Raw genomic sequence first — 13,229 nt, forward strand, 5'->3', positions numbered from 1 at the left:
TCAACACTTAATTTTGTTAAACTTGAAAGTTTTTAAAACTAAGTTTTACTCGACTCACTAAGTGGTTTGCTTGCCTCGCTAAGCGTTGCCTGCTCTGCCGTCTCAGTGGGGTCGCATTATAGGGAGAAACGTTTTATACGCAAGCGTTTAATTGAATAAAATTGCATTTAATTTATACCCATAAGAACCCCACATTAAAAACACATGTTACCCACAAAAACCTGTGGATAAGACTGCTTTTTTGCTTTTAAAACTAAACTCTTTTGATTTGTTATGGTAAGTTGCCAGCACTTTTTCAACTCATGTACTTAGGTAGTATTCATGACAGATATAATAAATAGTATAAGTGCCTTACTTTGGGGCCAAGTTCTCGTCTACTTATTAATAGCAGCAGGTGTCTTTTTTACCATTCGGTTAGGCTTTATTCAATTTGTACAATTCCCTCATATGTTTAAAGTTATGTTTGGCTCACGTAAATGTGATGGAGATGAGATTTCTTCTTTTCAGGCTTTTTGTACTTCTTTAGCGGCGCGTGTTGGAACAGGTAATATGGCCGGTGTTGCCGTAGCACTTTATTTAGGTGGCCCTGGCGCTATATTTTGGATGTGGCTGATTGCTTTAATAGGTATGGCAACTAGCTTTGCAGAAAGTACGTTAGCGCAAGCTTATAAAACTAAAGACGCTGATGGCAACTTTAGAGGCGGCCCTGCTTATTATATGGAGCGTGGTTTAGGCAAACGCTGGATGGGTGTGTTGTTTTCATTATGCTTAATTTTAGCCTTTGGCCTGGTATTTAATGCTGTACAGTCAAACTCTATTGCTGCCGCATTTGAAGTAGCGTTTGATGTACCTAAGTATATAGTAGGCATTGCACTTGTAATTGGCTCTGGCATCATTATTTTTGGTGGATTAAAAACAATATCACGTTTTGCCGAAATGGTTGTTCCATTTATGGCGCTTGCCTATTTGCTAGTTGCTATATATGTATGTGCGATTAACTTTACTGCCCTACCTGATGTTATTGTACTTATAATAAAAAGTGCTTTTGGTTTAGAGCAAGCAGGCGCCGGTGCAATTGGCTATGGTGTAACGCAAGCTATGATCCAAGGTATTAAGCGCGGTTTGTTTTCGAACGAAGCCGGTATGGGTAGCGCAGCCAATGCCGCAGCAACGGCAACACCTTATCCACCGCACCCAGCCTCGCAAGGGTATGTGCAAATGCTAGGTGTATTTATAGATACTATTGTGATCTGTACAGCCACTGCCTCATTAATCTTACTGTCTAATCAACTTGTGCCTGAATCGGGTGTATTAGGAATAGAGTTAACGCAAGCCGCACTACAAGAGCACGTAGGTGACTGGGGTACTTACTTTATTGCCATTGCCATTTTGTTTTTTGCATTTACCTCTATTGTCGCGAATTACTCATATGCCGAAACAAACCTAATGTTTTTAGAGCACAACTCTACTAAAGGAATGTTTATATTTAGATTACTTGTATTAGGCATGGTTATGTTTGGTGCCATTGGTGAACTAGGTATTATTTGGACACTTGCTGACATTTCTATGGGCCTAATGGCTATTGTAAACGTGGTTGCACTGTTTATGCTTTCAGGCGTTGTTGTGTGGTTATCAAAAGATTACAACGCGCAAAACAAGCAAGGTGTATTACCTACGTTTGACAAAGACAAGCACCCTAAGCTTGCCAAAGAGGTTGATCCTAACGCGTGGAAGTAACGCTAAATTAAATAATTATTAAGCGAGCATTAGCTCGCTTTTTTTTGCCTTTCAAACTATATAAAAATTTATTAATGTATTTCAGAGATATATACCATAATTAAATATCAGTAATAGGCGCTTTTTGATTTACTTACGTACTATAAAATTGAAGTTTGTTATCTATAATATAAAGGAGTCATGATGGATGACCAATTGAACAAATACAGTATTGACACTACCGATTATCAGGTAGGTCAAGATAACGTACAAAAATGGGGGTTTGATGTTCATAACCCAGTGTTTGGAATAAGCGCATTTTTAGTCATACTATTTGTTGCCCTTACCTTATTGCTTGACCCTGAAGTGGTCAGGGAAGCACTTACCTCAACTAAAGATGCCATTATCAATAAATTTGATAGCTACTTCATGTTGATTGCTAATGGTTTCGTATTATTTTGCTTTGCACTTGCGCTCTCCCCTCTTGGTAAAATTCGCTTAGGGGGTGTTGATTCAAAACCTGAACATGGTTATCTCTCATGGCTGGCAATGCTATTTGCCGCAGGAATGGGGATAGGTTTACTGTTTTGGGGTGTTGCAGAGCCCGCAGCCTATTATACTGATTGGTACTTAATGCCATTGAACGCAGAGCCAAATACCCCAGAAGCGCACTCTTTAGCCATGGGTGCCACCATGTATCACTGGGGCTTACATGGTTGGGCAATTTATGCCATTGTTGCACTTAGCTTAGCGTTTTTTGCTTACAATAAAGGCCTTCCGTTATCTATACGCTCCGTGTTTTATCCCTTATTTGGCGATCGTGCATGGGGCTGGCTTGGTCACGTTATTGATATACTTGCTGTACTCTCTACGCTTTTTGGTTTAGCAACGTCTCTTGGTTTAGGGGCACAGCAAGCAACAAGTGGTATTAATTATTTAATGGGCACTGACTACGGTACCGCTTTTCAAATTACAGTTATAGCACTCGTTACCTGTATTGCTATTGTTTCTGTTATTAAAGGCATTGAAGGGGGTGTGAAAGTACTTAGTAACATCAATCTTATATGTGCATTTATTTTACTTGTAGCCATAATATCGCTTACTTTTAGTGACTCAATTACAGCAATATGGTTTACCTTTGGTGCATATGTAGAACATATGGTTCCGCTTAGTAATCCGTTTGGCCGTGAAGATGAAGACTGGATGCATGCCTGGACAGTATTTTATTGGGCATGGTGGATATCGTGGTCGCCGTTTGTAGGAATGTTTATTGCCCGCGTTTCTAGAGGCCGTACCGTGCGAGAATTTTTATTAGTCGTCATTGGCCTGCCAACACTGTTAAGCTTAGTGTGGATGGGGGTATTTGGTAATTTAGCGATTTCACAAATTATTGATAAAGTAGGCCCACTTGGGCAAAACGGGTTAACCGATATCTCTGTAACGCTATTTCAGGTTTATGAGCAGCTTCCGCTTAGTGGCCTTATTAGTGTGATCTCAATTGTGCTTGTTTTAGTATTTTTTATTACCTCTTCTGATTCTGGCTCACTTGTAATAGATGGCATAACCGCTGGCGGAAAAATTGATGCGCCGGTACCACAACGTATATTTTGGGCATCGATTGAAGGGGCAATAGCCGCCGTATTACTATGGGTAGGAGGCTCTCAAGCCTTGCAGGCTCTGCAATCTGGAGTAGTAACCACTGCGTTACCTTTCTCAATTGTGCTTATTTTAATGTGCGTGGCGCTTATTCAAGGTTTAATGAGCGAATACCCCATTTATAAAGCACAAACAAAGTTATAGCATTATGTACTTTAGCAAAGCGGCTTTGTGTCGCTTTGCTTTGCACTTTATTTCCTCCCCTACCTACACTTCAGCTAATACATTAACGAACGTATTTAATTATCAAACTGTTTAGCTTTGGCAATACACCTCTAAAACACGTTGTTTTAAATAAATAGAGCGCACATATCAGCGCATAACAACCAAGTGCTATTAGTTGCACCTTTAGCTATCAAGTTTATATCATCAGGTAGTCGCGCATGTATGTAAATTGCTTTAATGAACTGAATTGGATTTAGACGGCAGCAGCAAAGGGATATGGGAAAAGTAATGTAGGTTTAATCAACTAACGCTAACGTGTAACAATGCGTATGCTCTGCTTTAAGCACGATTGTCTACCTCAAATTAGTCACTTGATTAAGCCAATTGCTATTAATTTTTAAGGAATAGGCAAAAACATAAACAAAGTGATTGTTATATTATATAAAAGATGGGTATTTATTTAAAATAGGGAATATTTAATTTACTAAAAGGACTTTAGTAAAAGTGGTGCCCGAGGCCGGACTTGAACCGGCACGACTTGTTAGTCGAGGGATTTTAAATCCCTTGTGTCTACCAATTCCACCACTCGGGCATCGAGTTTGCTATTTAAAGCATGTGGAGTGTTGAATGGAGGCGGAACCCGGAGTCGAACCGAGGTGGACGGATTTGCAATCCGCTGCATGGCCACTCTGCCATTCCGCCAAACCGTTGGACAACCTAATGAAAACTTGGAGCGGCACACGAGGCTCGAACTCGTGACCTCGACCTTGGCAAGGTCGCGCTCTACCAACTGAGCTAGTGCCGCATTATTATTTAATTATCTGCGTTATTCAACATCTTGCGATGTTTACGCTGCTAACTAAGTAACTTTGGTTTTCTTTATCTTAGGGGCTATGCCCTCTCAACACGGACGCATTCTACAGAGATTATTAAACGCGTCAACACAAAAAATGCCACTTTTGAACTGTTTGATTATTTTTTATCTAAAACGGTGCGTTATTAGACGTTTACAATCAATTTTTGGTCAATTCACTCCATGCAGCCATTAAATATTGCACCATAGAGCTCAGTGTTAAATAGGTGGCTATATACAATAAAGCAAAACTTAAATAGATCATCCACGTATCGTATTGCCAAATTAGGCCAATAATCGCCAGCATTTGCGCCGCGGTTTTTATTTTGCCCATATTTGATACTGCAACGTTTCCACGTTTGCCTTGTTCGGCCATCCACTCACGTAATGCAGATATCACTATTTCACGGCTAATAATAATAAGGGCCGGAATAGTCATATACATAGACTGATAATGATCAGAGAGCGCAACAAGTGCAGCACACACCATAACCTTATCGGCTACAGGGTCTAAAAACGCACCAAAAGGCGTAGATTGCTCTAGCTTTCGTGCTAAATAGCCATCAAGTATATCGGTGATTGATGCAAGCCAAAAAATAAAAGCGGCAGCAAAAAACGCCCAGCTATAAGGCAAGTAAAATATCACCAAAAATATGGGGATAAGAAAAAGTCTAAAGGTTGTGAGTGTGTTTGGAATATTCCACATAACTACTTGGATATGTCTTTTTTTCTATATTCGCATGAAGGGCTAGCCCTTGTCATGCAAATGGTTAAATATCTTCTCAGCCATGTCAGGACTGATCCCAGGAACTTTCTTTAACTGTTCTATATTAGCAGCTTTTACCCCTTGCATGCCCCCTAAATATTTTAATAATGTTTGGCGGCGCTTAGAACCTACTCCATTGATCTCTTCTAATAATGATTGCGTGCGCTGTTTTTGGCGCTTATTACGGTGCCCTGCAATGGCAAATCGGTGCGACTCATCGCGAATATGCTGAATTAAATGAAGTGCTGGCGCATCCGAATCCATAGGAATCGTTTTTCGCCCGCCATCAATTAATAAGGTTTCAAGGCCTGGCTTTCTGCTTGTGCCTTTTGCTACACCTACTAACAGCGGCATTTTAGCATGTGGCCACGTGGCAAAATACTGCTCTGCACGGCCTAGTTGCCCTTTACCACCGTCAATGAATATAACGTCAGGGATTTTGTCTTCATCTACCACTTTGTTGTAGCGTTTGTTCAGTGCAAACTCCATTGCCGCGTAATCATCACCGCCGGTTATACCCGTTACGTTGTAGCGCCTGTACTCTTTGTTATTTGGCCCTTGCGAATCAAATACTACACAACTGGCTACTGTGTTCTCCCCCATGGTATGGCTGATATCAAAACATTCCATTCTGTTTATATCATCTAAGCCTAGGGTCACTTTTAATTGTGCATAACGTTTGTTTATGGAGTCTTGCGTACTTTGTTTAACGGTAATGCTGTTTAATGCGTTTTTATTAGCAAGCTGAAGGTATTGTGCTCGCTCTCCGCGGGTAACCACTTTAAGCGATACTTTGCGCTCACTAATTTGCGTAAGCGCTTCACTCAATGCGCTACTTTCTTCAATCTCGAACGGTAAAATAATTTCTTTTGCTATGCGCCCTGTCGCACCAGGCGCTAAATAATATTGCCCTAAAAACGAAGTGAGTATTTCCTCTTGCCCCGAATCTTTAGGTACTTTTGGAAAATAGGTTTTACTGCCTAGCACTTTATGATCGCGGATCATTAATAAATGAATCCCATTTAATCCATTTAAGTGCGCAAAACCTACCACATCCATTTCAGCAAAATTACCTGAAATAGACTGCTGCTCCTGCATTTTGCGCAGTAGCATAATTTGGTCACGCACTTTAGCTGCGAGCTCAAAGTTAAGGTCTTTACTCGCCGCTTCCATTTTTTTTATTAAATCGGCTATTACTTCGTGCGACTTACCTGTTAAAAACTTACGTACATAATCAACTTGTTCGCCGTACTCTTGCTCTGTCACTTTATTAACACACGGTGCTGAGCAGCGCTTTAGCTGATACTGTAAACACGGGCGGCTTCTGGCACGGTAATAGGCATCTTCGCACTGACGTACAGGAAATATTTTTTGCATTAAACGCAAACTTTCCGACACTGCGCCAGCACTTGGGAAAGGCCCAAAGTACTCGCCTTTTACCTTGCGACTGCCTCTATGAAAGGCTAAACGCGGATGTTTATGACTGGTAAGTAATATATAGGGGTATGACTTATCATCACGTAATAAAATGTTATAACGCGGCTGATATTTTTTTATAAGGTTGTTTTCAAGCAGCAGGGCTTCGGTTTCGGTGTTTGTGAGCGTAACTTCAATATCGCAAATATTACTCACTAGCACACGGGTTTTACTGTCGGTTAGATTAGATCTAAAGTAGCTACTTACCCGTTTTTTTAAGTTTTTAGCTTTACCGACATAAATAACTTGTTGTTCACTATCAAGCATACGGTATACACCCGGTTCACTTGATAGCGTTTTTAAAAATTGGGCGTGATCGAATTCAGACATAAATTAAAAAATTAATGAGATACGTCTATATCAATCATTTTATGGCGAATAGCCAAATGAGTAAGCTCAACGTCGCCTCCTACGTTTAATTTTTCAAACATACGGTAACGGTAGCTGTTTACTGTTTTTGAGCTTAAATTTAAGCGCTCGGCAATATCTTGAGCTTTTTCACCTTTGGTGATCATTAGCATAATTTGTAGCTCGCGCTCAGATAAGCTTTGAAAAGGGTTTTCATCGGTACGCCCTGTTACTTGCGCAAGGGCTATTTGTTGTGCAATTTCTGGGGCGATATAACGCTGACCTGCATGAACAGATCGTATAGCACGAACCATTTCATCAGAGCCTGCACCTTTGGTTAAAAAGCCATGCGCGCCAATTTGCATCACTTTTGATGGAAACGGGTCTTCGCAATTAACCGTAAGCACAATAATTTTTACATCTGGGCAATAGCGACAAATCTTTTTTGTGGCCTCTAAGCCACCCATGCCAGGCATGTTCATATCCATTAATACAATATTAGGTGCGTGCTGGCGACAAAACTGTACCGCAGCCTCTCCATCTTTAGCTTCGCCTACCACTTTAAAACCACGTACATCATCTAATATACGTTTTATACCAGTTCGTACCAGCTCATGGTCATCAACTAAAAGCACATTAATCAATGTAATACCCTCATTAACCTAACAATACGCGACAAACAATCTAATTTGCCACATTACCACAGTTAAAGCGAAACAATAACTAATATTATTGCTTCGCTTTAGGTGTACTCATCTTTTAGCATTATTTTATTACTGCTAAAAACCAGTACTTTAGTTTTTTATGACGCTGTTTTTTCGCTAAAACGGTCTACCCATAGGGCAATAATACCATCGCCTGTAACATTACACGCTGTACCAAAGCTATCTTGCGCAAGGTAAAGTGCAATCATAAGTGCAACAGCGCCTTCGTTAAAGCCAAGCATACTGGTTAATAAACCGAGCGCCGACATTACTGCTCCACCAGGTGCACCTGGCGCTGCAATCATTACTACCCCTAACATCATAATAAACGGCAGCATCCCCATTAAAGAAGGTACTTCCATGCTTGGCGATAAAAACATAACGGCCATTGCACACGTCACAATCGTAATGGTAGAACCCGATAAATGGATAGTAGCGCACAGTGGCACTGTAAAGTTTGCTACATCTTCTTTTACGTCATTTGCTTTGCTTGATTGCAAAGACACCGGAATGGTTGCCGCGCTCGACATTGTCCCCAGCGCTGTAAAATAAGCAGGAAGCATATTTTTAACGAGCTCCAACGGGTTACGTTTAAGTAATATCCCCGTAGAAACATATAATACGGTTAGCCACAGCCAATGCATAACAAGTGCTGCAATAAGCACAACACCAAAGGTTTGCAATGTATCTACCACGGTCCCTGCTACGGTCATTTCTGCAAATACACCTGCAATGTAAAATGGTAATGCCGGAATAATTACTTTAGATAATAAAGCATCGATTACATCGCGACCCTGATCAGACACTTTTTTAAGTGTTTCTAATTCAAGTTGGCTCATGCCAATACCAAACACAAATGCAGTCACAAGCGCTGTCATTACACCCATCAGCGGTGGAATTTCTAAATCAATAAAACTGCCAATTTCAGTGGCAACTTCGGCTTCAAACGTAATATTGCCACTTAGCAGTGGAATAACCGCACTTACTAGTAAAAAGGCAAGCGTACCTGCAATTACTGTAGAGCTATAAGCAAAGCCAACAGTTTTACCTAATAAATGGCCAGACCCTTTAGGCAAGCCCGCAATGCCCGAAGCAATAAAAAATAAAATAATTAATGGGATGGTAAAAGAAATAAGTTGGCCAATAAGCTCTTTAACAGTAAATAAAAGCTCAACACCAGTGAGAGGCACATAAAGCCCGACCAAAATACCGGCCACAATACCGGCAATTAATTTTAAGATTAACTTCATTGTGATTGCTTAGTTGAATATAGATAGAGTGTTTTTAACATGTTTTAGGCGCATTGTGTGATAAAAGTATTCAAGTTATATTCATGTGCGCAAATAACACACAAAAACATCGCAATAATTAGCCTACTCTGAGCATTTTTTAACTACGTGGCGAAATTTACTCTTTAAATTTAAAAATGAGCCCGCATCTTTAATAACTAAAGCAACAATAATAACTAATTTTTATTTCGGCTGGTTATAAGCCCAATAGATATATGTTATAGCCAAACTTTACTTTAGTTTTTTTAAACTCGCAGTAAAGTGTATTTATATAGTTAATAGCAAAGGCTATTAACACATTGATCAGATTGTATCCAAAGGAACATTATGTCTACTATTTTTGAAGATAACTCACTAAGCATTGGTAATACACCACTGGTAAAACTTAATCGCGTAACAGGCGGAAACGTTTACGCTAAAGTAGAATCGCGTAATCCTAGCTTTAGTATTAAATGTCGTATTGGTGCATCAATGATTTGGGAAGCTGAAAAATCAGGTCAGCTTGTTGAAGGTAAAGAACTAATTGAACCTACATCGGGTAATACAGGTATTGCCCTTGCATTTGTTGCCGCAGCACGTGGTTACAAATTAACACTTACCATGCCAAATACAATGAGCCTAGAGCGCCGCAAACTATTAAAAGCATTAGGCGCTAACTTAGTGCTTACAGATGGCGCTAAAGGTATGAATGGCGCAATTGAAAAAGCAAAAGAAATTCAAGCAACAGATCCAGAAAAATACATTTTATTACAACAGTTTGAAAACCCAGCTAACCCTAAAATTCACTTTGAAACAACCGGCCCAGAAATTTTTGAAGCGCTTGATGGTAAAGTAGACTTTTTTGTAGCAGGCGTAGGCACTGGCGGTACTATTACAGGTGTTAGCCGTTACCTTAAAAACGAAAAAGGCCTAGATGTTAAAGCGATTGCAGTTGAGCCAACTAACTCACCTGTTATTAGCCAAACGCTTGCAGGCGAAGAAGTAAAACCAGGTCCACATAAAATTCAAGGTATTGGCGCAGGGTTTATTCCTGGAAACCTTGATTTAAGTGTGATTGATGGTGCTGAGCAAGTATCAAACGAAGATGCTATTGCAATGGCTCATGAGCTAATGAAAAAAGAAGGTATTTTAGTGGGTATTTCATCAGGCGCAGCTGTTGTTGCCGCTAAACGCCTTGCTGAAAAGCCAGAAAACGCTGATAAAAATATTGTGGTGATTTTACCAAGTGCCACAGAGCGTTACCTGTCTAGCCCAATGTTTGCTGAAGAATTTAGCGAGCAAGAATTAGTACAGTAAATTTCTCTCCTTGAGATACTTAAAAGGATGCTTATGGCATCCTTTTTTATTATTTATGATTCAATTTTCTATTTATTCCCCAGTGCTGCTTTACATCTTGTTTAATTAACCACACACTTTAAAAAAACTAATTAAAAACATTCAACATGAAAAAAATAACAGCTTATTTAAGTTTTATCGTATGCTTATTTTTAGCCGCCTGTGGCGATAGCGTACAAACTCTGGGCGACTCACCGGGCGATACAGCCACCGCTTACTTTGATGCATTGTATAATCAAAAAGATTTACAAAAAGCCAGCACAATGGCCACCCCTAATCTCAGCCGAATTATGAAATCCTATGGCACCGCTAAGCAATTTGCCCGAAACTTAGTAAACCTGCAATACGATGAAGTAATAATTGAAGTCGATATGACCAACATGAGCGTACGCGAACAATATGGCGATAACGCCAAAATAAACCTCATTTTTACAGGCTACTTTAATGGCGATAAAGTCGATGATATGCGCAGCGTTAAAATGCTTCGTAAAAAAGGGAAATGGTATATAGATAAAATAGTTGCAGACCCTTACGCACGCTAACTTGTACACCACAAAAAAGGCCTTACACATGTAAGGCCTTTTTGCGTTTAGCGCTTATCTTAAGCGTTATAATTCACCGGGTTTAAAGTTATCAACGGCAATTGCTTGTTTTCTTAGTTTATTGGTATGGTGCATTGCATCGGCATCTGCTTGCGCAAGGAGCTCATTCTCTAGTGCGTAATTTATTGCGCCTTCTATGTCGAGTGTTGCAGGGACCTTACCACTGCGTTGCCAGTGTTTTAATTCTTTAAACTGTGTTTGCATATCGTGCATAGCTAAAAATGCATTTTCCATCACGCCTGTGCCCGCATTTTCATCTACATAACATAAGTGCGTTAAACGGTTTCTAAACACCCCAGGTTGCGTCATATGCTCGCAAATACTTTGGGCTGTTTCATCACTTGGCTTGTGGTAGTGATTCCCCAGTGGAAACACAATGCGTTTAAGTAAAAAGTTAACCACCGGATTTGAAAAGTTTTTGAAAAAGCCATCAAACGCTTGGCCTATCTCATAAAGAGAATTTTCAATAGCGTATTTCACAAAAGGTAAATCAGCCTGTTGGCGCCCTTCATCTTCAAAGCGTTTTAATACAGTAGATGCTAAATATAAATGGCTAAGCACATCACCTAAACGCGCCGAAATCATCTCTTTACGCTTTAGCTCGCCACCAAGTACCAACATGGCTACATCTGTAGTAAAAGCAAGCCCTCGGCTCATTCTGCTTAGCTGCTTGTAATACACAGCGGTTGCACCGCACACGGGCGCTTTTGCCAAACAGCTTCGCGTAAGACCATGTACAAAAGCCATGCCGGCGTTACTGGCAGCAAATAAAATGTGCTTCATCAATAAACTATCAAATTGATCAAGTGCTGCATCGTCGTCTTCCATTGCGGCAGCTTCCATTTCTTTTAACACAAACGGATGACAACGGGTGGCACCTTGGCCAAAAATCATTAAGTTACGGGTTAAAATGTTTGCCCCTTCAACAGTAATCGATACCGGGATCCCCATATAACCATGGGCTAAATAGTTATTAGGCCCAACTTGAATACCTTTACCAGAATGAATGTCCATTGCATCGTTCATTACCGTACGCCCCATTTCGGTCATATGGTATTTTGCAATGGCGGTAACAACCGATGGGCTAAGTTTTAAATCTATTGCGCCTGCGGTCATTAAACGCGCAGACTCTAACGTATACGTTAACCCGCCAATACGGGCTAAGGCTTCTTGTACACCTTCAAATTGGCCAATTGATACACCAAACTGTTGGCGTACCACAGAGTAAGCAGAGGTCATTTTAGAGGCTAAATGCCCTGTTGCGGTGCTTAGTGCAGGTAAAGAAATACCGCGTCCAGCACTTAAACACTCAACCAACATGCGCCAGCCTCGCCCTGCGCCCTGCTCACCGCCAATAATCCAATCTAGCGGAATAAAAACATCTTTACCGTAGGTAGTTCCGTTCATAAATGCCATGTTTAATGGATAATGGCGCTCACCCGTTTCTACCCCTTCGTGATCTGTAGGAATTAGCGCACAGGTAATCCCTAGCTCTTTTTCATCGCCTAATATCCCATCTGGGTCATACATTTTAAAGGCAAGGCCAAGTACGGTTGCCACCGGCGCAAGCGTAATATAACGCTTAGACCAATTTAAACGCAGGCCTATAACTTCTTCACCATTATGCTGCCCTTTACACACTACGCCAGAGTCGGGAATACTGCCGGCATCAGAGCCAGCTTCTGGGCCGGTAAGTGCAAAACACGGCACATCTTTACCACTTGCAAGGCTTGGTAGCCAACGGTCTTGTTGCTCTTTTGTGCCATAATGCAGTAACAGCTCGCCTGGGCCTAAGCTATTAGGCACCATAACAGTAACCGCCGCAGTTAAGCTTTTTGTGGCAATTTTTGACACTATGGTTGAATTAGCAATGGCAGAGAACTCACGTCCACCAAATTTTTCAGGAATGATCAGCGCAAAAAAGCCCTCTGTTTTTAAGTAATCCCAGACTTCTTTTGGCAAGTCTTTATCTTTTTGTACAATTTGGTAATCATCTAGCATCGCCAGTAGCGTGTTCACCTGATTATCCATAAAGTCATTTTCTTTATCGCTAAGTTCAGGCCTTGGAAAGTTATGCAGTTTTTGCCAATCTGGATTACCACTAAATAGCTCACCATCCCACCATACATCGCCGGCTTCCATTGCCTCTCGCTCAGTTTGCGAGAGCGGCGGAAGTACCTTTTTAAACATTTTAAACGTAGGACGGCTGATCAGGTTGAGGCGAATATCTTTGACTGCAAAAATAACCACCACCACGACCAGCAATATTATAAATACTGACATGAGCACATTCCTTTTACATTGAATGAAAATAGTAAC

At 40.7% G+C, this 13,229-nt stretch carries 9 protein-coding genes and 3 tRNA genes; 4 read left to right on the top strand and 8 right to left on the bottom strand.

The annotated features are described in order from the left end of the window. Window positions 1-321: 321 nt before the first annotated feature. Both PSH54_RS19500 and PSH54_RS19505 read left to right on the top strand, forming a co-directional pair. Window positions 322-1,737: an alanine/glycine:cation symporter family protein gene (locus PSH54_RS19500; RefSeq protein ID WP_273606909.1), complete on the top strand. Its 1,416-nt coding sequence runs from the start codon at window positions 322-324 to the stop codon at window positions 1,735-1,737. A gap of 183 nt (window positions 1,738-1,920) precedes the next feature. Beyond that, the gene (locus PSH54_RS19505; RefSeq protein WP_273606929.1) at window positions 1,921-3,516 is read left to right on the top strand and encodes a BCCT family transporter; all 1,596 of its coding nucleotides are present in this window, start codon (window positions 1,921-1,923) and stop codon (window positions 3,514-3,516) included. A gap of 526 nt (window positions 3,517-4,042) precedes the next feature. On the opposite strand, the gene PSH54_RS19510 is transcribed toward PSH54_RS19505, so the two are convergent. The 7 genes from PSH54_RS19510 to PSH54_RS19540 form a co-directional block, all read right to left on the bottom strand. Continuing rightward, a tRNA-Leu gene (locus PSH54_RS19510) sits at window positions 4,043-4,129 on the bottom strand. Between the two features lie 36 nt (window positions 4,130-4,165). Then, window positions 4,166-4,239, bottom strand: a tRNA-Cys gene (locus PSH54_RS19515). A 27-nt stretch (window positions 4,240-4,266) separates the two neighbouring features. Next, window positions 4,267-4,342, bottom strand: a tRNA-Gly gene (locus PSH54_RS19520). A 208-nt stretch (window positions 4,343-4,550) separates the two neighbouring features. Further along, a complete protein-coding gene (gene pgsA, locus PSH54_RS19525; protein WP_024033647.1) occupies window positions 4,551-5,096 on the bottom strand; it encodes a CDP-diacylglycerol--glycerol-3-phosphate 3-phosphatidyltransferase in 546 nt (181 codons plus the stop codon). A gap of 42 nt (window positions 5,097-5,138) precedes the next feature. Further along, complete coding sequence (gene uvrC / locus PSH54_RS19530) at window positions 5,139-6,962, bottom strand: excinuclease ABC subunit UvrC (protein ID WP_273606910.1); 1,824 nt, start codon at window positions 6,960-6,962, stop codon at window positions 5,139-5,141. An 11-nt stretch (window positions 6,963-6,973) separates the two neighbouring features. Next, window positions 6,974-7,624 carry a UvrY/SirA/GacA family response regulator transcription factor gene (uvrY, locus tag PSH54_RS19535; RefSeq protein ID WP_004589511.1) on the bottom strand — a complete coding sequence of 217 codons (651 nt, stop codon included), beginning with the start codon at window positions 7,622-7,624 and terminating at the stop codon, window positions 6,974-6,976. Between the two features lie 158 nt (window positions 7,625-7,782). Next, on the bottom strand, window positions 7,783-8,934 hold the full coding sequence (locus PSH54_RS19540) for a dicarboxylate/amino acid:cation symporter (protein ID WP_273606911.1): 1,152 nt from the start codon (window positions 8,932-8,934) through the stop codon (window positions 7,783-7,785). Between the two features lie 366 nt (window positions 8,935-9,300). On the opposite strand from PSH54_RS19540, the gene cysK reads away from it, so the two are divergent. Then, window positions 9,301-10,269, top strand: coding sequence for a cysteine synthase A (gene cysK, locus PSH54_RS19545; RefSeq protein WP_004589513.1), 969 nt, complete (start codon window positions 9,301-9,303; stop codon window positions 10,267-10,269). Window positions 10,270-10,415: 146 nt separating this feature from the next. After that, complete coding sequence (locus PSH54_RS19550; protein ID WP_273606912.1) at window positions 10,416-10,850, top strand: hypothetical protein; 435 nt, start codon at window positions 10,416-10,418, stop codon at window positions 10,848-10,850. 66 nt (window positions 10,851-10,916) lie between these two features. On the opposite strand, the gene PSH54_RS19555 is transcribed toward PSH54_RS19550, so the two are convergent. Next, window positions 10,917-13,193 (bottom strand): acyl-CoA dehydrogenase, encoded by a 2,277-nt coding sequence (locus PSH54_RS19555; protein WP_096041942.1) that lies wholly within the window; start codon window positions 13,191-13,193, stop codon window positions 10,917-10,919. Window positions 13,194-13,229 lie beyond the last annotated feature (36 nt).

This window comes from Pseudoalteromonas sp. Angola-30, from assembly GCF_028599215.1.
GTDB classification, from domain to species: Bacteria; Pseudomonadota; Gammaproteobacteria; order Enterobacterales; family Alteromonadaceae; genus Pseudoalteromonas; species Pseudoalteromonas atlantica.

Bases quoted from the DNA above. Each gene is read 5' to 3' on its own strand.
- PSH54_RS19500 (WP_273606909.1), top strand. From the start codon at position 322: ATGACAGATATAATAAATAGTATAAGTGCCTTACTTTGGGGCCAAGTT.
- PSH54_RS19505 (WP_273606929.1), top strand. From the start codon at position 1,921: ATGGATGACCAATTGAACAAATACAGTATTGACACTACCGATTATCAG.
- pgsA (WP_024033647.1), bottom strand. From the start codon at position 5,096: ATGTGGAATATTCCAAACACACTCACAACCTTTAGACTTTTTCTTATC.
- uvrC (WP_273606910.1), bottom strand. From the start codon at position 6,962: ATGTCTGAATTCGATCACGCCCAATTTTTAAAAACGCTATCAAGTGAA.
- PSH54_RS19540 (WP_273606911.1), bottom strand. From the start codon at position 8,934: ATGAAGTTAATCTTAAAATTAATTGCCGGTATTGTGGCCGGTATTTTG.
- cysK (WP_004589513.1), top strand. From the start codon at position 9,301: ATGTCTACTATTTTTGAAGATAACTCACTAAGCATTGGTAATACACCA.
- PSH54_RS19550 (WP_273606912.1), top strand. From the start codon at position 10,416: ATGAAAAAAATAACAGCTTATTTAAGTTTTATCGTATGCTTATTTTTA.
- PSH54_RS19555 (WP_096041942.1), bottom strand. From the start codon at position 13,193: ATGTCAGTATTTATAATATTGCTGGTCGTGGTGGTGGTTATTTTTGCA.